At 59.9% G+C, this 21,603-nt stretch carries 20 protein-coding genes and 1 pseudogene; 9 read left to right on the top strand and 12 right to left on the bottom strand.

Annotation, left to right across the window (positions count from 1 at the left end):
• Positions 1-101: 101 nt before the first annotated feature.
• Complete coding sequence (locus K7431_RS27290; protein ID WP_015885018.1) at positions 102-515, bottom strand: hypothetical protein; 414 nt, start codon at positions 513-515, stop codon at positions 102-104.
• Between the two features lie 176 nt (positions 516-691).
• Between K7431_RS27290 and K7431_RS31345 the strand changes: the two are divergent.
• Positions 692-856: pseudogene (locus K7431_RS31345) on the top strand (site-specific integrase); the annotation flags it as partial.
• Positions 857-933: 77 nt separating this feature from the next.
• Here K7431_RS31345 and K7431_RS27285 read toward each other — a convergent pair.
• Positions 934-2,517 carry a GmrSD restriction endonuclease domain-containing protein gene (locus K7431_RS27285; RefSeq protein ID WP_015885019.1) on the bottom strand — a complete coding sequence of 528 codons (1,584 nt, stop codon included), beginning with the start codon at positions 2,515-2,517 and terminating at the stop codon, positions 934-936.
• A gap of 423 nt (positions 2,518-2,940) precedes the next feature.
• Positions 2,941-3,624 (bottom strand): hypothetical protein, encoded by a 684-nt coding sequence (locus tag K7431_RS27280; protein WP_043206308.1) that lies wholly within the window; start codon positions 3,622-3,624, stop codon positions 2,941-2,943.
• 148 nt (positions 3,625-3,772) lie between these two features.
• Between K7431_RS27280 and K7431_RS27275 the strand changes: the two genes are divergently transcribed.
• Complete coding sequence (locus tag K7431_RS27275; RefSeq protein ID WP_015885021.1) at positions 3,773-4,015, top strand: hypothetical protein; 243 nt, start codon at positions 3,773-3,775, stop codon at positions 4,013-4,015.
• Between the two features lie 38 nt (positions 4,016-4,053).
• On the top strand, positions 4,054-4,590 hold the full coding sequence (locus tag K7431_RS27270; RefSeq protein WP_046036602.1) for a hypothetical protein: 537 nt from the start codon (positions 4,054-4,056) through the stop codon (positions 4,588-4,590).
• Between the two features lie 14 nt (positions 4,591-4,604).
• Here K7431_RS27270 and K7431_RS27265 read toward each other — a convergent pair whose 3' ends face one another.
• Complete coding sequence (locus tag K7431_RS27265; protein ID WP_015885023.1) at positions 4,605-5,213, bottom strand: LysE family translocator; 609 nt, start codon at positions 5,211-5,213, stop codon at positions 4,605-4,607.
• Between the two features lie 112 nt (positions 5,214-5,325).
• Here K7431_RS27265 and K7431_RS27260 point away from each other — a divergent pair, with 112 nt between their 5' ends.
• From K7431_RS27260 to K7431_RS27250, 3 genes are all read left to right on the top strand, one after another.
• Positions 5,326-6,189 (top strand): LysR family transcriptional regulator, encoded by an 864-nt coding sequence (locus tag K7431_RS27260; RefSeq protein WP_015885024.1) that lies wholly within the window; start codon positions 5,326-5,328, stop codon positions 6,187-6,189.
• Between the two features lie 41 nt (positions 6,190-6,230).
• Positions 6,231-6,926, top strand: coding sequence for a DUF1963 domain-containing protein (locus K7431_RS27255; RefSeq protein WP_015885025.1), 696 nt, complete (start codon positions 6,231-6,233; stop codon positions 6,924-6,926).
• 94 nt (positions 6,927-7,020) lie between these two features.
• Complete coding sequence (locus K7431_RS27250) at positions 7,021-7,401, top strand: hypothetical protein (RefSeq protein ID WP_015885026.1); 381 nt, start codon at positions 7,021-7,023, stop codon at positions 7,399-7,401.
• Here the strand turns inward: K7431_RS27250 and K7431_RS27245 are convergent.
• A complete protein-coding gene (locus tag K7431_RS27245) occupies positions 7,385-8,104 on the bottom strand; it encodes a hypothetical protein (protein WP_015885027.1) in 720 nt (239 codons plus the stop codon). The genes K7431_RS27250 and K7431_RS27245 overlap by 17 nt on opposite strands.
• A gap of 148 nt (positions 8,105-8,252) precedes the next feature.
• On the opposite strand from K7431_RS27245, the gene K7431_RS27240 reads away from it, so the two are divergent.
• Entirely contained in the window at positions 8,253-9,500 is a 1,248-nt protein-coding gene (locus K7431_RS27240) for a hypothetical protein (protein ID WP_015885028.1), read from the top strand.
• A 261-nt stretch (positions 9,501-9,761) separates the two neighbouring features.
• On the opposite strand, the gene K7431_RS27235 is transcribed toward K7431_RS27240, so the two are convergent.
• From K7431_RS27235 to K7431_RS27220, 4 genes are all read right to left on the bottom strand, one after another.
• Positions 9,762-10,487 (bottom strand): BPL-N domain-containing protein, encoded by a 726-nt coding sequence (locus tag K7431_RS27235; protein WP_015885029.1) that lies wholly within the window; start codon positions 10,485-10,487, stop codon positions 9,762-9,764.
• A gap of 127 nt (positions 10,488-10,614) precedes the next feature.
• A complete protein-coding gene (locus tag K7431_RS27230; protein WP_015885030.1) occupies positions 10,615-11,241 on the bottom strand; it encodes a glutathione S-transferase family protein in 627 nt (208 codons plus the stop codon).
• A gap of 135 nt (positions 11,242-11,376) precedes the next feature.
• The gene (locus tag K7431_RS27225; RefSeq protein WP_015885031.1) at positions 11,377-13,119 is read right to left on the bottom strand and encodes an OPT family oligopeptide transporter; all 1,743 of its coding nucleotides are present in this window, start codon (positions 13,117-13,119) and stop codon (positions 11,377-11,379) included.
• A gap of 863 nt (positions 13,120-13,982) precedes the next feature.
• Positions 13,983-14,441, bottom strand: coding sequence for an REP-associated tyrosine transposase (locus K7431_RS27220; RefSeq protein ID WP_015885032.1), 459 nt, complete (start codon positions 14,439-14,441; stop codon positions 13,983-13,985).
• A gap of 462 nt (positions 14,442-14,903) precedes the next feature.
• Between K7431_RS27220 and K7431_RS27215 the strand changes: the two genes are divergently transcribed.
• Positions 14,904-16,025: a lactonase family protein gene (locus K7431_RS27215; protein ID WP_043205682.1), complete on the top strand. Its 1,122-nt coding sequence runs from the start codon at positions 14,904-14,906 to the stop codon at positions 16,023-16,025.
• A gap of 3 nt (positions 16,026-16,028) precedes the next feature.
• Here the strand turns inward: K7431_RS27215 and K7431_RS31460 are convergent, their stop codons facing one another.
• From K7431_RS31460 to K7431_RS27200, 3 genes are all read right to left on the bottom strand, one after another.
• Positions 16,029-18,086: a methyl-accepting chemotaxis protein gene (locus tag K7431_RS31460; RefSeq protein ID WP_015885034.1), complete on the bottom strand. Its 2,058-nt coding sequence runs from the start codon at positions 18,084-18,086 to the stop codon at positions 16,029-16,031.
• A 402-nt stretch (positions 18,087-18,488) separates the two neighbouring features.
• Positions 18,489-19,184 carry a tRNA (adenine(22)-N(1))-methyltransferase gene (locus K7431_RS27205; RefSeq protein WP_015885035.1) on the bottom strand — a complete coding sequence of 232 codons (696 nt, stop codon included), beginning with the start codon at positions 19,182-19,184 and terminating at the stop codon, positions 18,489-18,491.
• Positions 19,181-19,900, bottom strand: a complete 720-nt coding sequence (locus K7431_RS27200; RefSeq protein ID WP_015885036.1) for a FadR/GntR family transcriptional regulator — start codon at positions 19,898-19,900, stop codon at positions 19,181-19,183. Before K7431_RS27200 ends, K7431_RS27205 begins: the two co-directional genes overlap by 4 nt.
• Positions 19,901-20,225: 325 nt before the next feature.
• Between K7431_RS27200 and K7431_RS27195 the strand changes: the two genes are divergently transcribed.
• Complete coding sequence (locus tag K7431_RS27195; protein ID WP_015885037.1) at positions 20,226-21,584, top strand: MFS transporter; 1,359 nt, start codon at positions 20,226-20,228, stop codon at positions 21,582-21,584.
• The last annotated feature ends 19 nt before the right edge of the window (positions 21,585-21,603 follow it).

The following is a 21,603-nucleotide window of genomic DNA, read 5'->3' as shown; positions in this document are numbered from 1 at the left end:
GACGAACAAAAGCTTAGATCATCCTCGGCGTATTCCGATTTTTGGCCTTAAAGCAAAGCTCGCTTTTCATCTGGATTGAAGACATTACCGGAGGGGATTGGTCAGATATTGGCAAGCTGGGGAACAATGGATTTACCCATGCAATTGACTGCCGCAAAGTATTTACGGCCGCTTGAATGAGACAACCTTGCGTGGCATTCGCAACAATACTCGTCACGGTATTGGCCATCAGGTTTGAAAAATAGCTTGGCCTCGTTGAGGTCGGTTATTAAAAATCCTTCAGATTTCAAAATCTGTTCAAAACGATCACGTAGTGAAGAGAGGGCGGTGGGAAGGTGGGGATGACTGAGAAGCTCCTTCGGGTATGGGGTCGCACTCAGTAGATCCACCGTCACGATCGATTCCCCGGTCGCTTTGAGGGCTTGCAACAGATGTGGGTGTACGTACGACAGACTGCTCGCAGCGTGATGCGCAATACTTTGACAGACACTATTGAGGCGGCGACGGGAAGGCATTCATTCTTCCTGATTTGGTTTGCGAGCTGCGTCGAGCTGCTGGATTCTTAGAGACCATATGGTGCCTCAAAACCTGGTCGAATGCCCCCATGGCCGAATAGTTCTAAAAATGTGTTTTCACACAGCTTGGGCCAAAAGCGGACCTTCGCGAGGACTTCTCCAATGCTGGCACCTAAGCCTGTCAGTTGCTGACCACAGGCATTGCCTAGATCGATTGGAACGCAGAAAAAATGGGGCATGGGCGTACCAACGGCAATATGATCCGCCAGCACTACAGGACGTGGATCAATGAGGACGGGCCAGACGTGGTGGGAATGCTGCAACTGGCACTCAAGCTGTAATAAGTAAATAAATACAAAGGCCCCGCACCTGGTCAAGGTGCGGGGCCTTTTACATAACGGTATTAAAGCGAAATTATTTAAGCAGTTAACTCTTTTGCATACGCAACCAGCCGAGCGCATCTTTCATTTAAAAACACCTCATAATTATCATCAAATTCCTTCGCACAGCAAAAAGCCGATGCCAGGGTTGCTTCGCGCTCTTGCACGTCATGACTAACAAGGTCCTCGAGATAAACCGACGGACGTTTTCGACCAATATTCTTATTTTCTGCCGCGCTCAAAAAGCAGAAATTACCCAGAACATTAATTTGCTGCTCTGGCACGCCACAATCTCGCAAAAAAGCACGTGGATAGATATGATGGAACTCTGACCTGTTGTAACGTTGAAGAACCTTATCTAAATCAATATTCTTGCCTGACAGAAGGCTTCTAGGCGATCTATTAGCAAGTAATAGCACGAATGTTTTAGTTGCTGCTGCCCCCACCCTAAACGTATTATGAAAAAACTCCACCTTGACATTATCGTCAATACCATCAAAGGTATTTGGAAGCCCATTCTTTAGCTTCAGAATTTGCTCAATATCATGAATAGTCGTTTTTCTCGTTTGGCTTGTATATCTTCCAGAAAAGCACGTACGCCAGAACCAACGTTTCAATGCGTGATACGTTTGCCCCCCATATACAACCTCTTTCCCATCAGGTTCTGCAAAAAACACAGCTAGCGGTACGAGCATAGATGGATATGGCAGCAGCTTTAGGTGAGAAATCTTAAGCTGTGTTCTCATGAAATCAATTGCACCGCGAATTCCATTTTCGACCGTTGAGAACTGCGCTCTTACTTCACTCCCATTTAGTCCAAGCAATTTTTCCGGACCCGGCTCACCAGCCAAGATCCCAGCCACACAACTGAGAACTAGATCTGCATCATCTCCGACACCAGCAAAGCCGAAGTCCGACAATTCCTCTCTCAAGTCCTTAAACTTTTCCAACAAGTCAAAGTCATCGCTCCAGGTCCAAGCAGACAGCAACTGCAAAGTATCTAACGCAACACCAAGGTGATTTATACGTTCAAAAACAATAGCTACTATTGAACGATCTTCGCTCTTTAAAACTTGCACCGGTATGGAAATTTCTTTGAATTTTTCCTGCAGCTTATCAATTTGCGCAATTTGCCCTTCATTCAGGTGTGCAGTACTAGCGCGGTACTTCACCGAATCAAATAAGACGCTCATAGGAAAATAACGATTCCGATCCCAACCTTCTTCTTGAATAGCAATAAAAACACTATCCTGAGGATTACCGGTTGCTTGCAGGTCGAAGTAGATATCAGCCCAGTCTGGATTATCTTCCGGAACCAACTCTGTTTGAAATACTGTAAAAATTGAAGTTAGCCGTTGCTGGCCGTCAAGAACATAATCAATTGGATAGTCTGCATGAGGTTCAGGCAGCGTGAACGTGCCTAGGTTTCGCTCCGTCGTCAACTGTTGCTTAGTGCGCCAGAAAAGTAACGAGCCAAAGGGATAGCCCTTGTAAACGCTATCAAGCAAATATGCGACCCTGTCCATTTCCCAAACAAAGCCACGCTGAAATGCGGGGATACGAATCTCTCCAGACACAACTGCGTCAAGAATTTTACGAATTGAATAATGCTGATACTCCATACGACTCTTCCCTACTCGCATTTTAGATGGCGCCAATGTACTCGAGTTCTTTCTACGGAATCCAGCTTTCTCTTTCTGGCTGTTGGAGCTAAAAATTAGCTTCCCCAGATTTTTAGAGGAAAATTTTCTCGGCACGTTGCCCTGTCCCAATCTTTAAGCAGGGTGTCAATACTTGATCGTAGTAGAGACATCTGTCCCCTACATCAGATTCAGCCGCACGACACGTTCTGAGCGCTGACCCAACACATCCCTAAAGCCGCCTGAGGAAGGACGATCAAATAGACATCCGCTTGAGAGAGAATTGGGGTCAGACTACGTTTTCAATAATGGTGGTCTGACCCCTATTTCATTGTTCACCTTCAGACCCCTCGTCTTGCCAACTCAGTAACACATGGGCCCTGACCGGTTTTTTTCACGCACGGCTTACAACCCAAGTCCGTACTGAAACAACGCCATGTCCATCACCCGCGCCGTAGGATACGGCAGTTCCAGGCGTCCCGTTTTCAACGGCAGGGGTGAAAGATTCAGTTGCTCCACCACACCCACCAACGCCGTCAGCCCCTTCCCGCTGGCGGTGGTGATGAATGCGCGGCGGGGGAACAGATCGCGGCAGGCCGCAATGTAGAAACGGTCCAGCGCCGGGCACTCCCCCCACACCCCCATCAGGATTTTGGTCTTGAGCGTATCGGTCCAGGAGACGTTGGTGGCCAAGGTCTCCATGGAGGCCAATACCCTGTCCAACAGGGCTTGGTTATAGGCCAGGTCCGGTGCGCCGGGTGCGAAATTATCCAGGGAGAGTTCAAACAACTCCGGGCCCTGGCCGGTAAAAAGGCACTTGGCCAACGCTTTCATCAGGTCCAGGTTGCTGTTCTGCAGCAGGCCCGAGGAGCCACGGAACATCCCCCAGTTCGCCAGGTAGAACCCAATATGCAGGGCTGTCGTGTCTATGTGTTCTTCGCTGATGAGGTCAGCCCACAGAGGGCGGGATTCGTCCCAGATGTATTCATAGAGAAACTCCCACGCCTTGAGTCGCGGGTAGTCGTTACCCGGTGAGGGCTGGATATTCTGGTAGTAGATTTGGGCATAGCGATTGACATCAAAAATCATCATCTGGCTTCCTGCGCACGGCGTTCCTGTTGATCACCTCAGCAGAGGTTATCGACAGCGCGGTCGAGATATTGAATACGCAGCCCCCAAGGACCCGCCCCACGTTTACACTGGCACCTTTTGCGCCGCTCACTCAGGGAAGCACTCAATGTCCACCGATCCGCTATGCCTGGTTTTTGTCCCCGCCCTTGTGGCTGTGCTCACCGCCGCCGAGGCGAAAAAGGGCGTGCCGTTGACCGAAGCTGAAGCGTGTGAAATCCGCGATGCAGCCACCTGTATTGCGCTGCCGTTCAGCACCGCGCTGGCGATGGAAACCGAGCGGGGTTATCCGGATATCGTCGCCGAGGACTGCTGGAATGAGTGGCAACGGGTGCGTGTTTCGGTTGCCTAACCACGCTTATCGACCCCCTTACGAATGGAATCGACACCATGAACAACTCCCCGCGCCTGCTCAAACCCCTCATCTGCCTTACCCTCCTCGCCGCCCTCACCGGCTGCGGCGCATTGACGGATGTGCGCTCCTTCTCCACGCCCTACGCCACGCCCACCAGCGCTGAAACCGTGCGCCTGCGTGTGATGAGCGATGGCATGGTGCGCGCCGTGCCCAATTCCAACTGCATCAACTTCCGCCTGCCCGGCGCGGGGGTGATGGTGGTCAACCGAGATGGCTACGCAGACCGCAATGGCGAAAGCTTGGGCATGGCGCCCGTCGAGCGGGGTTCGGAGGCCACGGTGATGAGTGAGCTGCGGGTGCCGGCCGGGCAGCCCATTGCGTTTCACTACATCGGCAATCGTTGCTACAACATGTTCACTTTCGTGCCGGAGGCGGGGATGGATTACGAACTGGATGCAACGGGTCGCTATAAGTGCGGGGTGACGCTCAAGCGCATGTTGGTCGGCAAGACTGAGGGCACCCGGGTGCCATTGGGTGAGAGCAAGTTGTGCAACTGGGGCGATAACTTCTGAGCCACGTCTCGCCCTCAGCTATGCAACGGCAACGCCACCCCAAACAACACGAAGAACCCACCGCAGACTTTATTGAACCGCCGCCCCGTGCGAGCCAACCATGGCCGCACCCGGTGCGCGGCGCTGGCCACCAGGTATTCGACCACAAACTCCACCACGGCGTAGGTCAGCGCGATGATGGCGGTCTGCGTGATGATGTTTCTGTGGGGGTCCAGGAAGGGTGGGATAACCGCGGTGAACAGCAGCAGCGCCTTGGGATTTGAGAGGGCCGAGACCAACCCCTGGCGGAACAGCGACCAGCGTCGCAGGCTGGTGGTAGCCGCCGTTTCCAGGCTGACGGGGGCGGCGCGCCACAGTCCGTAGCCCAGCCAGATCAGGTAAAGCCCGCCGGCAATCTTCAAGGCCGTGAACGCGCTGGCCGAGGCCTGGATCAGTGCCCCCAGGCCCAGCGCGCACAGCGCAAGCACCAGGGCAAAGCCGAGCACGCCGCCGCTGATGGTGAACAGGGTTCTGCGACTGCCGTGCAGCGCGCCGTGGGTCAGCACCAGTAACGCATTCGGGCCTGGCACCACGGATATCCCGCAGCAGGTGAACAGGTAGAGCAACCAGGTCTCGAAGGGCATGATCAGGTCCTTAATGGGTAGGTTCTGGCCGCTATCTTGCGAATGAACAACTACCGTGAAAAGCGCATAATTCACGGCGTAGCCATTCGATTAACGAATAAAGGTAACCACCATGTCCTCCAGCGATTTGCAGATCGATTGGCTCAAGTGTTTTGTGGCCGTGGTGGATGCTGGCTCGCTTTCGGGTGCGGCCCATGAGGTCAATCGGTCGCAGTCCGCCGTCAGCATGCAGATGAAAAAACTTGAGGCTGCGCTGGGCCGGCCCTTACTGAACCGTGGCCCCCGGCACCTTCAACTGACCGACGACGGCCAGACGTTGCTGGGCTATGCCCGCCGCATGCTCGCCTTGCACGCCGAAACCCAGGCGGCGTTTCACGGTGAAGCGTTGACCGGGCGCATCCGCCTTGGCGTTGCCGAGGACTACGCGGCCAAGTACCTCACGCCAGTGCTGAAACGGTTTGCGCCACGGTATGCGGGGGTGGACATCGAGCTGACCTGTGAACAGTCGACCGCCCTGATCCCCCGTGTGCGCAGTGGCGACCTCGATCTTGCGTTGGTGTCCAGGGACTCGGCGCACACGGGGACTTTTCTGTTCAAGGAGCCGATGGTCTGGGTAGGTTCCCCGCAGTTCGAACTGTGGCGACGAGACCCGGTGCCTATCGCCGTCTACGAAAGCGAAAGCCTGGCGCGCCGGTACGCGGTGAATTCACTGGCGCAACAGGGCCGTCAATTCAAGGTGGTGTACAACAGCTCCAGCCTGGCCGGCCAGGTCGCCGCCGTGGAAGGTGGGCTGGCGATTGCTGCGATTACCCAATGCACCGTGCAGCCATCCTTGCAGGTCTTGAGCGGCGAACACAGCTTGGGCGCTATCGAACCCATGGAGGTGTCGATTCTACGTAGTAGGGCCTCGCGCGGGTCCAAGGCCGTCAACAGCCTGCATGGGTTTATCATCAGCGCACTTAGAGCTCAGGCATAGCCCTGTCGCATACCGCTATCAAAAGGAAGGTTCACACCCTTATGGATATCCAAGACCTCAAACAACGCCTGGCCCGCCCGGCGCTCAAACTCATCGCCGGCGGTTTTCGCCCTGCGGGCACTGATGAAGAAAGCTGGCTGGGTAACGTCTTTCTGTTCCGCGCCGATGAAGGCATCCCCACCAATAAGACCGGGGAACCGTTGCTGCCCTACGCGCAGTTCTACTTGCCCGCCCTGCCCTTCAACAGCCCGGCGCTGAAGGGCGTTCGGGTGTTGACGCTGTTTGTGTCGAACCCGTTCCCCGAGCATTTTGAACCCATGGGGGATAACTGGCTGATACGCGAATACGGACCGGACGATGTGCTGGTGCGTAAAACCCTGCCGGTGCCGGGCGCGTTTCTCAAGCCGTTCCCCTTGAAGGCGGAACCCGTGCCGGAGGATTACCCGTTGTGGGATGGCGGCGGTGTGCCTGCTGAGCTTGAGCAGGAAATACTCAAGCTGGAACGCGCCGGAGAGATACAGAGTTACTACGACCTGGTGACCCACACCTATGAACATAAGCTCGGCGGCTATCCGTCGTTCTGCCAATCGGGTGTCGATCCCGGTGAGGGGTTCGAGTTTGTGTTCCAGATTTCGTCGGACGCAAAAATCCAGCTGAATGTGGTGGATAGCGGGAGCTTGATGTTCTGGAAGCACCGCATCACGGGGGAGTGGGCGCTTTATTATGATTTTTATTGAGCGGGATGCGACACACAGGCTGCGGGAGATGACCCCATCGCGGCCTCGCGCAAGCTCGACAACGCCTACCATTGATCTGCATTCGGAGCATTACATGGCCCTGTCCAAACGTGAAATCGCTGGTATTGAACGCCAACTGGTCGCCGCGCTGACTGAGGCCTGCGAAACCGCCAAGGCTGAAATCCCGGGATTCGAATGGCTGACGCATACGGTCAACTACACCGCGTTCCCCCAGAGCCTGCGCATCACCTGGGTGTTCGACACGCGCGCCAGCAAGGACCACGCCCTGGCCAGCGGCGTCGACCAGCGCATGCGCGCGTTGACCGCCACTGCGTTGCAGGACGCTGACGTCCCCGCCGTGCCGTTGGACCGCTGCGTGCACTTCGACTCCGAAGAGGAATGCCACGTGCAGCACGGCGGCGATTGGGGTGTGCGGCTGGCTCGCGCGGCCAGTGTTGTCAGGCCTGTGCGGTAAACCGCTGCGCGCCGCGCCGCTCAAGTATCGCCGCTTCCGTCTCGCGTGTAGCGACTGTGCCTTTGTAGGCCAGTTGGTTTATAAACAGCCCGGCGGAATATTCCTTGGGCGGCAAAGAGCCGGGGCGATTGAACAGTGCGGCCAGGTCTAGCGTGGCGGCGAAGTTTTCCTGGGTCAGGCTGTAGTAGCCCATCAGGTTTCCCGACCAGGGCGAGTCGGCGTCCAGCATGTCGATCGTCGCCTCGCGGTATTGGATCGACGCAGGCTTCAGGTCGCGGGACTGATTAAGCAGGTCGCTGAGCCGTTGAGTGTCCGAAGGGCTGAGCTGGCCCGCCGTGTCGAGCACCTTCAGCGTGTCATTGGCCTCGACGGTGAAGCCGAACTTTTTGTTGGCCAGGTCTGCCGGCAGTGTGGCCCGAAAGGTCTCAACTGCGGCTTTCAGCGTGCTTGTTGCGCCCTGGTAACGTTGTACGAATCGAGGCAAGTCCGGCGATGCCGAGCGGCCGACCCACGTGTCGATGGCTTCCAGGGGTTGCGCGGTGATCGAGGTGTTTTCGCTGGGGTGGTAGACAGCCGCCGGGGCCGCGTTGGCCAAGGCTGCCTTGGCGGCGTCCGTCATCGGCTCGGGCGTGAGCTTTTGGCCGGAAGGCTTTAGGGCGGTATTGGCAGGTGGGATAGAGGCAGAGCTGAGGATAAGGGCCATTTAATCAGTCCATGATTGGCGGGGTCTTTCGGGTTATCGGCGGCGACGGGGCAAGTCTTAAGTCAGTCGTCACTGATAAGCGCTAGAGCCCACTCGACAATCTCTGGATAATGCCCCTCCTCCCGCCTCGATACGGAAATCCCACGCTATGAAGTTGCCCGCGTCCGCCGTCGCCCTCGCCGCAGCCTTGCTGTTGCCTTCCCTCGCCCACGCCGACGACGCCGCACTGGTCGACACCCTCAAGGCCTTCACCCGCTGCGACGCGAGTTTTTTCAGCAGCCTGAATACCCACCGCGACGCCTGGCGGGCCTACGCCCCGCTCAAGCAAGAGAAGGACTTCAGCTGGATCGCGGTGCGCGATCGCACCGACCCCAAGGCCACCGCAGTGCCGGTGAGCGCGCCGGCCATCGCTGGTTTGAAGTTGCTGTCCTACAACGATGAGGTCAGCGATCTTGGCCCGTTGGGCCTGTATTACTTCTGGGGTTTCACGGTGGACGGCAACATTGATGACGTCGCCCAGCGCTTCGCGGCACTGCTGGACCCACCCGGTGCGCTGCAAAAAGGCGAGGGGCAATACACGCGCAGCGAACTCAAGGTGGGCAACAGTTGGCAGGCGATCAAGCCGATGCCAGGCAAGGCACCGGGGCTGCGCCATGTGGAGCGGGTGCTGATCGTGGAGCCGGAGGGTAATCATTCCCGCGTGAGCTGTTCGGTACAGGGCGGTGTGACGCCCGGCTTGGTGGCGCTGCTGCGGCCGGACATTGCCCCGGTCGATTACCCGCGCACGGTGGCCGACACGAATCTCGCCGATGTGCCGGTGCCGCCCACTGTGCTCCAGGGCCTCGATGCACCGTTGTTGCAGCCCAAGTTCAAGTCGCTGAACTACACTTATCTGTCAAAAAATGATGCGGGCAAGGAGGCGCCGATCACCATCCGGTTCAAGGCCGAAGGCGGTTTGCTGGTCAAGAATGAGGCCTATGGCAACGCCTTCAATGTGGACCGGTTAATGGTGGCGGACCTGATCCAGCTGAAATCGAAAATGAACGGTGTCGGTGAAGGCCAGGTGCTGCAGACCCGCGAGGCCGAGGTCAAACTACCGACCCGTTGGGCGCCGGGCCAGACCTTGAGTGCCCACCTGAAGATGGCCAATGTGCCGGTCAAGCCCACTGACAAACCGACCGAGACCACCTTGACCTGTAAGGTCGGCGAGCGCTTCCCGGCGCGCGAGGTGTTCGCGTCGTTGACGGGTGATGCCATCCGGCTGGCCTGTGAGCAGGACGGCTACACGTCCTCACGGGCGTTTATCGAGGACCTGGGCGTCGCCCTGACGCTGGAGGCGACGTCGAGCCAGACCCACTATGTGAATGAAATCCAGGCGCTGGATGTGGTGCGCTGACTAAAGCTCCACGCCGCGCAAGAACACATCGACACGGCCGCTGATCGCCCATTGTGTTTTAGCCGCGGTCGCACTCGTGGTGAGCGGGCTTGTTGTAGTGAACGGGCTTACTGTGGTGAGCGGGCTTGCCCCGCGCTGGGTGGCGCAGCCGCCCCAATAAAAACACCGCATTCTTTCAGACAGAATGCGGTGCCTGGGTTTGGGTCGGCTGCGCCACCCAGCGCGGGGCAAGCCCGCTCACTACAGGAAATGGAGGGGCGGCTAGAAGTGGTGTATGAGCGCGCCAAACAGGTCGCCTTGCGGCATTTTGCTCAACGCAATGTCGGCGTTCTCGAACCACTGCGCGCTGGCTTCGGGATGCGGGCCGCTCAGTATCACCACGCCCTTCTCGAAGGTGTACCGCGCGGCCGCGACGTCGCCGTTGCGGTAGGTGGCGATGGCCGTGTAGGGCGCGACCTTGGGGAAGTAAGGGCCGTCCTGGAAGAACACCTGGTCAGGCTTGCCGTCCCACGTGACCTGCACGGCGGCGTCGGCGATGTCGGGCACTTCGAAGCCGGGGCGGCCGGCTTCGCCGTCGAGGTCCACCGGGATCAAGCCGAGGTTGCTGTCATCCGCCAGGTAGGCGCCCATGCACAAGCCCAGGTAGCGCCCGCCGTTGGCCACGTAATCGCGGATCGCCTCGCTGCGCGCATCCCCCAGGCTGCGCAGGGCACCGGGAATGTCCTGGCCGCCGCCGGGTTGCACGTAGAGGTCGTAGCGCGCCAGGGTTTTCGGCGTGATGTCGATGGCCTCATCCGCGCCCACGTAATCGATCTGGTAGCCGGGGTTGAGGCGATGCAGGGCCTTCGCCACGTTCTCGGAACAGTCATCGCAGCCCGCCGGGCCCCGGTAGATGGCGACGTGGGTGATGGGCGTCGCAGCCTCGGCAGGCGAAGGCAGCAACAGCACGGATGCAAACAACGTGGCGGCGACAGCGCGTAGGCTCATGACCGAAGACTCCTGTACGGACAGGGCAAAGCCTATAACGACTGCGCCAATCAATCCGTTAACAGTTGTAAACACCGGTCACAATGGGCGCGCTGTTTATGGGCCTGGCGTGGCGCTGCCAAACCCTTCATTTGGCAAACGCATACTCCCCACCCTGCTCAACCGCCTTGCGATAAGCAGGCCGCGCCTGAATTTTTTTCACCCACGCCGCCAGGTTCGGGTAGGCCTGCAGCTTGCCTTGGGCCTTGGCGATTTCGCCGATGAAGCTCATCTGGATATCCGCGCCGCTCAACTCATCCCCCAGCAGATAGGACTTACCCGCCAGCTCGTCATTCAGGTAACCCAGATGGTTAGCCACTTCCGACTCGATACGCGGGTGCAGCGGCGCACCGGCGTCGCCCAAACGGCCGACGTAGAGGTTGAGCATCAACGGCAGCATCGCCGAGCCTTCGGCAAAGTGCAGCCATTGCACGTAGGTGTCGTAGGCGGCGCTGGCAGGGTCCGGTTGCAGGCGGCCCTGGCCGTGGTGGCGGATCAGGTAGTCGATAATGGCGGCGGATTCGATCAGCACCCGGCCGCCGTCTTCGATCACTGGGGATTTGCCCAACGGGTGGATGGCCTTGAGTTCAGGCGGCGCGAGGTTGGTTTTCAGGTCGCGTTGGTAACGCTTGATCTCGTAAGGCAGGCCGAGTTCTTCAAGCAGCCACAGGATGCGTTGCGAGCGTGAGTTGTTGAGGTGATGGACGATGATCATGGAGGCTCCGCTGGGCAAGAGTGGGTTGTGGATAAACAGACTACGCCACCGTCGCGCAGTGCCATCAAATAATTTTCCAGGTGACGAGCGCCATCGTTACCAGGGGCGTCGGTTGGAAAGGAGGCATTCGGCTGATCAGCCGTTCCCCACCATCGCCCACAACGAAGCCCCCACGCCCGTAATGCTCTCTCCCGCAATCAACCCCGCCGCAGCGGTGATCGCAAAGCGTTCGGTGATGCTCGGCCAGCGGCAGCTCACCAGCCAGGTGAGCACGGCCCCCAGCGCCATCATCAGCGAGACCGAGGCCGGCAATACAAAGGCCAGGCCCAAGGCGGCGGCGCTGGGCAGGTAGCGGGCGCGATGAGCCGCCAAGGTGCTGTCCAGCACGCCCAGCAACACGCCGACTAAGCCGCCGATAACGATTGCCCAGCGGATGCTCGTCGACAACGAATCCAGCCCGAGGGTCAGGGTTTGCGCCACAGCTTTCCAGGTGGCGACCGCCGGTGCCGGCCACTCTTCGGTGAGCAGCATGGATTGGGGGTCGGGAATCAGCGCCAGGTAGGCGAACACGCCCACGATGCTGCCGACGAAAATCCCCAGGATCTGCGCGATCACTTGCTTGTGCGGCGTGGCGCCAATGGCCTTGCCCACTTTGAAGTCATTCATCAGGTCTGTGCACTGCCCGGCCGAACCACCGGCGGTGTTGGCGCTCATCAGGTTGATCGGCACCTGCCCCGGCGCGACGATGCCGAAGCTCAACTGCGACAGTTGCCCGATGGCGCCGATGGGCGGAATACCCGTAGCACCGACGACGCGCGCGGCCACGGCGGCCAGGCAGATGGCCAACGGGATGGTCAGCAAGGCCATCCACAGGTTGATCCCGAATAACAGCGCCTGCAGGCCCACCACCAGCACAATCGACAGGGCGAAACCGGCGGCAGGTCCGGGCTTGGGGATACGCCAAGGGGTACCGCCATCGGCTTGGGTCGACCGGTGCAGGGCGCATAAACGGATGGCCAGCGAGGCCAAGGTGGAACACACCATCAGGCTCACCCCCGGCCACAGCAACCACTCCACCAGGGCGGCGAACTGGGGGCCGCTGCTGTCGGCCGGTAATGTCACCAGGCCTTGCGCCAACAGCCACGGCGCCAGGCCACCCCAGGCGAGCAAAGCACCGAGCAGCAGGGTCAGGCCCACACGAATACCGATGATCCCGCCGAAGCCCACCAGCAACAGCGATGGGTCGGCGGTGAAGGTCAGGCGCTCCCACGAGGCGCTCGGTGACCAGCGCGGGAAGGCCCAGATAAAGGTATCCACCCACTTGACCGAGCCGGACAGTAACGCCGCACTGAGCAACACCTTCAATCGCGTCGCGGCTTCGCGGCCGTGGTTGTAGATGTGCAGCAGGGTTTCCAGGGTGGCCATGCCCTCGGGGAATTTCAGTGCGTTGTCATTGAGCAGTGATGGGCGCAGGTACCAGGCGATCCAGATCCCCAGGAAGCTCACCGAGAACACCCAGGCGATCATCGGGAGAGCGTCCAGCTGATTGCCCGTGAGCAAGGTGTAAGCCGGGATCGGCGCCACCAGCCCGCCGGAAATGATCGACGCCGCTGCCGAGGCGACGGTCTGGTTGATGTTGCTTTCATGCAGCGTCCACGGCAGTTGCCCGGAGGAGCGCTTGGACAGGCCTTGCCAGATCGCGTAGCCGACCAGCAACGCGATGATCGACATGTTGAACGACCAGCCGATCTTCAACCCGGCGTACACGTTGGAAGGCGTGAGCAGAATGCCAAGGACTGTGCCGGTGATCACGGCGCGCAGGCTGAGCTCACGTTCGACAGGGGCGTGCATGGGGAGCGTTGGCAAGGTCGAGGGCATGCGGATTCCTTTCGGCAGGGAACGGGGCGACCAGACAAGTGAGCCCTGCGGGGGGCTGAAGGTTCCTGAGTTAATGCGCCGGGTCGGCCTTTTGTAGTGAGCGGGCTTGTCGAATCGTCGCACCGCCCGCGCTGGGCTGCGAAGCGGCCCTAATGGGACCAGTGCGTTGAATCAGGCAGAACGCGTGGCCAGGTTTGGGGCTGCTGCGCAGCCCAGCGCGGGGCAAGCCCGCTCACCACAAGAGCTCGATCACTACAGAGGCTTCACCAGAGGATCCCAGCAAGTGCGCCCGAGGGGCTGAGGTTTTCTGATTGGGTGCTAAGGGGCGGGCCTTTTGTAGTGAGCGGGCTTGCCCCGCGCTGGGCTGCGAAGCGGCCCTAATGCGACCGGTGCGTTGAATCAGGCAGAACGCGTGGCCAGGTTTTGGGGCTGCTGCACAGCGCGGGCGGTGCGACGATTCGACAAGCCCGCTCACCACAAAAGCTCCACCATCACAAAAGCTCGATCACTACAGAGGCTCGATCACCAGAGGAGCCCAGCAAGTGCGCCCGGGTGGGCTGAGGGTTTCTGATTGGGTGCTGAGGGGCGAGCCTTTTGTAGTGAGCGGGCTTGCCCCGCGCTGGGCTGCGAAGCGGCCCTAATGCGACCAGTGCGTTGAATCAGGCAGAGCGCGTGGCCAGGTTGGGGGCTGCTGCGCAGCCCAGCGCGGGGCAAGCCCGCTCACCACAAAAGCCCGCTCACCACGAAAGCTCGACCATCACAAAAGCTTGCTCATCACAAAAGCTTGCTTGCCAGAGAAGTCCGCTCATCAAAAACAGGGTGAGCCGAACGAGCGGTCTTGCTGGAAAAAACTCCGTTTCAGCTTAAAGCCACGCGGCATCCCATAATGAATAATCCCCTACCCGCTCCACCAAGCCGGCTCGCAATGGGTTGGCAATGATGTAGCGGGCCATTTTGCGAATATCGTCCTCTTCCCGCACCGCCCTGTCGTGATAGCCCGGTTGCCAGACACGTTCTTTGCTTTGACGGTGTCGGTTGATGGTCAATGTGCTACGCGACTTCATGCGTCGCACCACGTCGGCCAAGGTCATCTGCTTCAACTCAAACAACCAGTGAATGTGGTCAGGCATGATGACCCAGGCCAGAGAGTCGACCAGTCCCCGCTCATGAGCCTGCCGGAATTCGGCAACCAGCAGACGCCCCAGGGAAAGGTCGGTGAATAGACGCTGACGGTGATGAACGACGACGGTAATCAGGTAGCTGCGTCCGTGTTCCGAATAGCGACCGTGACGCAGACGATGGGATTGGGGTGTGGGGCGCATTCCGTTCCTCTTGGTGAAAGTCCTGAAGAGCAGTAACGCTAGCGTGCGGTGTGCGGGGGGCCAGTATCACTTGATGACTGAATGTATCTGGGCCTATTGCGGCGCAAGCAGGGTGAGGCGGTTAGCAATTTTTTGTGGTGAGCGGGCTTGTCGAATCGTCGCACCGCCCGCGCTGGGCTGCGCAGCAGCCCCAATGCGACCAGTGCGTTGAATCAGGCAGAGCGCGTGGTCAGGTTTTGGGGCTGCTTCGCAGCCCGGCGCGGGGCAAGCCCGCTCACCACAAAAGCCAGCTCACCACAAAAGCTCGATCACCAGATGAGGCCGGCAAGGGAGCGAGGCGACCGCTTGGCAGCCCTTGTGCGCAGAGGTACATGACCCATCGCGTTAAAAAAACAACCATTGCCGAGATCCATTTACAGTCATACGATGACTGACCACAATCATAAAAATAAGGGTTCCGCAGTGAATAAACCTCTCCTCCTGGCCGCCGCCGTTGTCTGCGGCTTCAGTGCACACGGCAACGCCGCCACCTTTGCGTATATCTCCAGCCCCGGTGACGGGATGATTTCCCAGTACCGTCTCGACGAAAACAACGGTGCGCTGAAGCTGGTCAATCAAGTCAACGCCGGCGACCAGGTCAACCCCATGGCCCTCAGCCCTGACGGCAAAACGCTGTTCGCCGCCTTGCGGGTCAAGCCGTTTCAGGTCCAGGGTTTCAGCATTGACCCCACCAGCGGGCATTTGACGCCGCAGTCCAAGGCGCCGCTGGCCGAGAGCATGGCGTACCTGGCCACTGACCGCGCCGGGCGTTACTTGCTCGCCGCGTCTTACGGTGCAGACACCCTCAGCGTGCAGCCCGTCGATAAGGCCGACAAGATCCTCACCTACAAGACCGGCCCCCACGCGCATTCGCTGCGCACCGACCCGAGCAATCGCTTTGCCTACGCAGGCAATCTGGGCGCGGACCATGTGCTGCAATACCGCTTCGACGCCGACACCGGCGCACTCACGCCCATCGGTACAGGCTACGTGAGTGTCCCGGCCAACACCGGGCCTCGGCACCTGGCGTTTTCGGCCAACGGTAAATACCTGTACGTGGTCGGGGAAATGAGCGGCACCGTCACCGCATTTTCCATCGATGACCGCAGCGGCGCGTTGACCCCGATTGGCGTGGCCAACGGCATTCCCGATCGCTTGAAACTGGCCCACGGCGAAGTGCGGGATGCGCGCAACAACGACTTGAAAGACGACCCGACGCCGCGCATCTGGGCGGCCGACCTGCGCCTCTCGCCGGATGGCAAGCTGCTGCTGATGAGTGAGCGCACCAGCAGTTCGGTATCGGCCTTTGCGGTGGATGCTGCTACCGGCGGCCTGCGTTTTCTCGACAACTACCCGGTAGAAGAGAAACAGCCGCGCAATATCGCCTTCTCACCCAATGGGCAGTGGCTGCTGGTGACGGGTGAAAAAAGCGACACCGTTGGCACCTATGCCGTCAGCGACACAGGTGCCTTGAAGCGGGTGAGCGAAGCACCGTCGGGCAAAGGCGCGCTGTGGATTGAAGTGCTGCATACCGCAGCGAAATAACCCTCAGCTCAACCGGAACCGCGCGGTGTTGTCACTCAACGCCTGGCTGCCCTTGCTCAGGGTGTCCGCCGCGCGGTTGACCGCTCGCGCACCTTCCAGCAAGCGCCCCGCCGCCTGGTCCACTTGCTGGATGTTGCCGCTCACCTCGTCCGCCGTCGCGGCCTGCTCCTCGACCGCCGTGGCGATCTGCGCCAGCGTGTCGGTGACGTTCTGCACCGCGCCGGCGATTTCGCCTAAGCGCGCGCCCAGCCCGGTGACGGACTCGGCGTCGGTCAGCGCCTGATCGCACGCGGCGCCCATCAGGGTGACCGCCTGGCTGACGGTGGCGCGCAGGCTGTCCACGGTGCCGGCGATCTGCGCGGTGGAGGCCTGGGTGCGTTGCGACAGGCTGCGCACTTCATCGGCAACCACGGCAAACCCCCGGCCCTGCTCGCCGGCACGCGCCGCTTCAATGGCGGCGTTCAGTGCCAGCAGGTTGGTCTGCTCGGCAATGCCGCGAATGGTGTCGACCACCGACTGAATCTGCTGGCCCTGCTGGCTCACTTGTTCCAATGCATTGGCGGTGTCGGTCAGGCGTTGGTTGAGCTGCTGGATGCTGGCGGTGGTGCGCTGGCTGTCGCGACTGCTGTCTTCGGCGATGCGCCGGGTTTGCTGGGCACTGCCCGAGGCTTGTTCACAACTTTGGGCGACGCCCAGGGAGGTGGCGGCCAACTGCGTGGCGGCGGCGGCAATCTGGCTGATCTGGTGCTGCTGGTCTTCGACTTCGGTGAGGGTGCTGCCCGACTGCGAATTGAGGGTGAGCACCGCCGAGCCGAGCTGCTGGGTTTCGTGATTGACCCCGAGCAGGCTGGTGCGCAATTGCACCACCGCGACGTTCAGCGCGGTGCTGATGGCGGCGAGTTCGTCGCGCCCCTCCACCGCCACTTCCACACACAGGTTGCCATCGCGCAAAGACTCGGCGAGCGTGGTGATGCCGCTGGCGCTGCGGCGGATGGAAGTTTGCAGGCACATGAACAGGTACAGCGCCGCCAAGGCCAGCAGGCCGAACGTCAGCGCCAGCGGGATGAACTGCTGGCTCGCGCGGTCGTGGTAGTAGCTCAGGCGCGCATCCATGGACTTCAGCGACTGAATGCGCAGCGCGCCGAGCGAGTCGAGCATTGCGTCGATACTGCGTTCGAAACCGGCCGTATCGAGCTTGATGCTGCCGCCGAATACGCCGTCGTCGAGCACTTTGAGTTCGTTATCCAGCAACTGCAGGCTGGTGTCGTACTGCGCTGTCCACGGTTCCATCCCGGCGTATTGCTTGGCCTTGAGCGAGGCGGCGGCCTTGGCCAACTGGTCCCGCGCATCGCCGATGCGGCTGCGCAGGTCGCGCAGTTGCAACCGGCTTTGCAAAGTGAACTGTCCCGAAGAAATAGACGACTGCCCGACGCTGGCCATCCGGCCGACCCGCTCTATCAGGTCAGGGGTGTGCTGGGTGCCCATTTGCATGAGCATGTAGGTTTCCAGCCACGGATCGAGGATCAGCCCGGCGTCCAGGGTGATCTGCTCGCGCAGGGTTTGCATCGCCGTCAGGGCCGCGGTGAAACGATCATAACCGTCCGGCCACCAGCCTACGGTGCGCAGGGATTGGGAGTCCATGCCCTTGACCGTGGCCTGCAACGCCTCGAAGCGCGCCAGGATGTCAGCGCTGGCGTTCTGGGTTTTCAGCGAATCGCCCAAGGCTTGCAGGCTTTGCTGGATCACGGGGAAATTCGCATCAACCTTGTCCATCGCTGCCTTCGCCGCCGGCGTCGGGGCGTGCAGGATGTCTGCCGCTTTCCAGCGCGCGGCCAGGTTGCGCTGAGCCGTCAACTGGCCATCTAACGCGTCCAGGGCTAACAGCTGCCGAAGGCCAGACTGCTCGCTGGAAATCACGCTTAATTTGTCGCGATAGTCCGACCCCATCATCCACAGGCTACCCGCCAGGGGCAGCATGAACAGGAAAAACAGGACCTGGAACTTACGCGCAAAGCCGAAACGCCCGAGCAGGCGGATACCGGGTGACAAAAGGCTGTGCATGTACGACAACTCCCCAAAACAACCCACACGGTGCGACGGTGGGCGAATGCTTGAAATGACTAACGGCAAAATGCCATGTCATTGATTGAGAAGGCCCAAGCAAGATACGGGCCGCTGCTGCACAGCCCTGAAACAGGGCGGGCGGTGCACCAGCAGCCTCCTCTGCGTGCTCGAAAATGGGGCGAAAACACTCAGCATCGACACCGGCGCTGTCACCGTCGGAGACGACTGCCCGAGACGCGTTCCAAAACATCCTTAATCACAGGCATCCTATCGGCCGCTCCCCAACCGAACTTGAGGGCCCGCAAACTTACTGGTGGTGAGCGGGCTTGCCCCGCGCTGGGCTGCACAGCAGCCCCGAAAAGAACGTTGGCCACCTGACGCTTTTAACCCTTCACCCGCTCACGCCAGCAATTGAGCAATCCACCCCGCCTGCCGGGCAATCTCTTGCACCTTGTCCTCCGGCACCGCCTGCCGCGCGCGCTCCAGGCTCGCCAGGGTCTTCTGCTTCTGATGCAACATGCGCTGCCACTTGGCGATGAACGCTGGGCTACGCGCCTGCATCTGCAAGGGGCCGAAGTACAGCTGTTCAGCGCTATACACCACCGGCCCGGCGCGCTCGGCAACGATGATCTCGTAATAGAAACGGTTCTCCCGCAGCAGCTCTTCGCTGCTGATCGAATAACCGTTGTCCATCAGCCACTGACGCAACGGCTGCTCACCGCCGTTGGGTTGCAGGACCAGCCGCTCCTGGCCGCTCAGATGCGCCTTGCCGCTTTCCAAGATGTCCCGGATCGTCTCGCCGCCCATGCCGCAGACGCTGATCGCGGTGATCCCGTCCGCCGCCTCGATGGCCGCCAGACCATCGGCCAGGCGCACGGTGATGTGCTGCTCCAGGCCGTTGTCACGCACGGTGCGTTGCGCCGCATGAAAAGGCGTCGTTGCCACCTCCCCCGCCACAGCCGCAGCGATCACACCCCGGCGCATCAACGCGACCGGCAGGTAAGCGTGGTCGGAACCGATATCGGCCAGGCGCGCGCCATGGGGCACGTTCGCCGCCACGCGCTCCAGGCGCAGGGATAAAGTGTGTTCGTTCACCGGTCTTGCTCCCCCGAAAAACGATCCCGGCTGTTGGTCAGGTGCAGCACCATCGCGGCGCGGGCGGCGTCCGGGTCCTGGCGTTTGATCGCATTGAAGATCGCCTCGTGTTCCAGGTTCGCCAACTGACCCAGTTTGGCAAAGTCGGCACCGCCCCGTTCATCGCCCTTCACTTGGGTGCGGGGGATCATCGCATTGCCCAGGTGCAGCATGATTTCAGTGAAGAAGGTATTGCCGGTGGCCTCGGCAATCAGTTGGTGAAAGCGTTTGTCTTCCTCCACGCAGCTGTCGTTGTTGGCCAGGGAGGCTTGGTAGTCATCCAGCGCTTGGCGCATGTGCGCGAGTTGTTCCCCGGTTCGGCGCAAGGCCGCCAGCGCCACGGCTTGAACCTCCAGGCCCAGGCGCAGTTCGAGCATGTTGCGCACGCTGGCCACCGTGTCCACGTGCAGGCGCAGCCCTTGTTGAGCCTGTTGCACCAGCACAAAGGTGCCGATGCCATGACGCGTCTCGACCAACCCGGAGGCCTGCAACTTCGAAAGTGCCTCGCGGACCACGGTACGGCTCACCCCATGCTCAAGCACGATGGTGGATTCCGACGGCAGTTTTTCACCGGGCTTCAACTGGCCGAGCAGGATGCGCTGGGTCAGGGCATCGACCACGCCTTGGGCCAGGTTGGTGGAGCGTCTACGGGGAGGGGCTGCGCTATCAATCGGCATTACGGCGGGTCCACGGGGTTGGGCTGGGGGGAGCTTAACACCGCCTGGACGGGCAAGGTCCTGCAGATCAAAAATATGCCCAACTTGTATGACAACCAATCTGAACCGCCGATTTAGTAATAATTTCAGAAATGCGCCTCCCCTTTCGCCAAACGCGCAAAAAACCCGTAAACACTGGAAAATAACCAGAACACACAATCAGGCAGGCCCCTTATAAGAACAAAAATACCCCCCATGCATTGCGATAAAAAGAAAACCACTTGTATGATGTCTATCAACAAAACACGCAAACCCGCATAAAAATAATCAGGGGGAGTTTTGAATTGTGAACAATTCAAGCCATGCATCTGCCGCACCAGAAAGTGATTCGGTCCTCGCGCGCGCCGTGAGCAAAGTGAAGGGCCATGTGCTCCCACTGTTCGTGATCATGTTCATCCTCAACTACATCGACCGGGTCAATATCGGCTTTGTGCGCACGCACATGGAACATGACCTGGGCATCGGCGCCGCCGCCTATGGGTTCGGCGCCGGGTTGTTCTTCATCGGCTACGCCCTCTTCGAAGTGCCCTCCAACATGCTGCTGCAAAAGGTCGGGGCACGTATCTGGCTGACCCGCATCATGTTCACCTGGGGCATCGTCGCGACGATGATGGCGTTCATCCAGAACGAAACCCACTTCTACATCCTGCGTTTTCTGTTGGGCGTGGCCGAAGCCGGTTTCTTCCCTGGGGTGATCTACTATTTCACTCGCTGGCTGCCGGGCGTGGAGCGCGGTAAAGCCATCGCGATTTTCCTCAGTGGTTCTGCGGTGGCCTCGCTGATTTCCGGCCCGCTGTCGGGGGTGCTGTTGCAGATCGAAGGGTTCGGCTTTCACGGCTGGCAGTGGATGTTTGCCATTGAAGGCCTGGCCTCGGTGGTGATCGGTTTCTTTGTGTGGTTCTGGCTGGACTCCAAGCCCCACGACGCCAAATGGATGACCCGCGAAGAACAGGACGCACTGGTCAACGCTATCGACCAGGAACAGCGCGAACGTGAAGCCCTCACCACCGTCAAACCGACGATTGGCAAGCTGCTCAAGGACCGTCAGATCCTGCTGTTTTGCGCCTTGTACTTTTGCATCCAACTGACGATTTACGCGGCGACCTTCTGGCTGCCGAGCATCATCAAGAAAATGGGTGACTTGAGTGATGTGCAGGTCGGTTTTTTCAACTCGATTCCCTGGCTGATCTCGATCATCGCCATGTACGCCTTCGCTTCGCTGTCGGGCAAGTTCAAGTTCCAGCAGGCCTGGGTGGCGGCAGCGCTGTTGATTGCGGCGGCCGGCATGTTCATGTCCACCACCGGTGGGCCGGTGTTTGCCTTTGTGGCGATCTGTTTTGCGGCCATTGGCTTCAAGTCGGCATCGTCGCTGTTCTGGCCGATCCCCCAGGGCTACCTGGATGTGCGCATCGCCGCAGCGGTGATCGCGTTGATCAACTCCATCGGCAACCTGGGCGGCTTCGTCGCGCCGACCACCTTCGGCTTTCTCGAACAGACCACCGGTTCGATCCAGGGCGGCCTCTACGGCCTGGCCGGCACCTCGGTGCTCGCCGCGATCCTGGTGTTCTTCGCCAAGACGTCGCCGTCTGCCGTGTTGACGTCGCCCAGCGCGCCAACAGGCGCTGCCATCAGCAAACCTCTCTGAGCCCCTTTAGGAACCTGCC

This window comes from Pseudomonas fluorescens group sp., assembly GCF_020093335.1.
In the GTDB taxonomy this organism is placed as follows: Bacteria; Pseudomonadota; Gammaproteobacteria; order Pseudomonadales; family Pseudomonadaceae; genus Aquipseudomonas; species Aquipseudomonas petroselini.
The sequence above is the reverse complement of the archived record's forward strand: the minus strand, read 5'-3'. Positions and strand labels throughout refer to the sequence as shown.

What these genes read in the sequence shown, in the direction of transcription:
- K7431_RS27200 (WP_015885036.1), bottom strand. Translation starts at nt 19,900, where the DNA reads ATGCCGATTGATAGCGCAGCCCCTCCCCGTAGACGCTCCACCAACCTG.
- K7431_RS27280 (WP_043206308.1), bottom strand. Translation starts at nt 3,624, where the DNA reads ATGATTTTTGATGTCAATCGCTATGCCCAAATCTACTACCAGAATATC.
- K7431_RS27220 (WP_015885032.1), bottom strand. Translation starts at nt 14,441, where the DNA reads ATGCGCCCCACACCCCAATCCCATCGTCTGCGTCACGGTCGCTATTCG.
- K7431_RS27255 (WP_015885025.1), top strand. Translation starts at nt 6,231, where the DNA reads ATGGATATCCAAGACCTCAAACAACGCCTGGCCCGCCCGGCGCTCAAA.
- K7431_RS27230 (WP_015885030.1), bottom strand. Translation starts at nt 11,241, where the DNA reads ATGATCATCGTCCATCACCTCAACAACTCACGCTCGCAACGCATCCTG.
- K7431_RS27265 (WP_015885023.1), bottom strand. Translation starts at nt 5,213, where the DNA reads ATGCCCTTCGAGACCTGGTTGCTCTACCTGTTCACCTGCTGCGGGATA.
- K7431_RS27260 (WP_015885024.1), top strand. Translation starts at nt 5,326, where the DNA reads ATGTCCTCCAGCGATTTGCAGATCGATTGGCTCAAGTGTTTTGTGGCC.
- K7431_RS27290 (WP_015885018.1), bottom strand. Translation starts at nt 515, where the DNA reads ATGCCTTCCCGTCGCCGCCTCAATAGTGTCTGTCAAAGTATTGCGCAT.
- K7431_RS31460 (WP_015885034.1), bottom strand. Translation starts at nt 18,086, where the DNA reads ATGCACAGCCTTTTGTCACCCGGTATCCGCCTGCTCGGGCGTTTCGGC.
- K7431_RS27225 (WP_015885031.1), bottom strand. Translation starts at nt 13,119, where the DNA reads ATGCCCTCGACCTTGCCAACGCTCCCCATGCACGCCCCTGTCGAACGT.
- K7431_RS27235 (WP_015885029.1), bottom strand. Translation starts at nt 10,487, where the DNA reads ATGAGCCTACGCGCTGTCGCCGCCACGTTGTTTGCATCCGTGCTGTTG.
- K7431_RS27275 (WP_015885021.1), top strand. Translation starts at nt 3,773, where the DNA reads ATGTCCACCGATCCGCTATGCCTGGTTTTTGTCCCCGCCCTTGTGGCT.
- K7431_RS27240 (WP_015885028.1), top strand. Translation starts at nt 8,253, where the DNA reads ATGAAGTTGCCCGCGTCCGCCGTCGCCCTCGCCGCAGCCTTGCTGTTG.
- K7431_RS27285 (WP_015885019.1), bottom strand. Translation starts at nt 2,517, where the DNA reads ATGGAGTATCAGCATTATTCAATTCGTAAAATTCTTGACGCAGTTGTG.
- K7431_RS27250 (WP_015885026.1), top strand. Translation starts at nt 7,021, where the DNA reads ATGGCCCTGTCCAAACGTGAAATCGCTGGTATTGAACGCCAACTGGTC.
- K7431_RS27245 (WP_015885027.1), bottom strand. Translation starts at nt 8,104, where the DNA reads ATGGCCCTTATCCTCAGCTCTGCCTCTATCCCACCTGCCAATACCGCC.
- K7431_RS27270 (WP_046036602.1), top strand. Translation starts at nt 4,054, where the DNA reads ATGAACAACTCCCCGCGCCTGCTCAAACCCCTCATCTGCCTTACCCTC.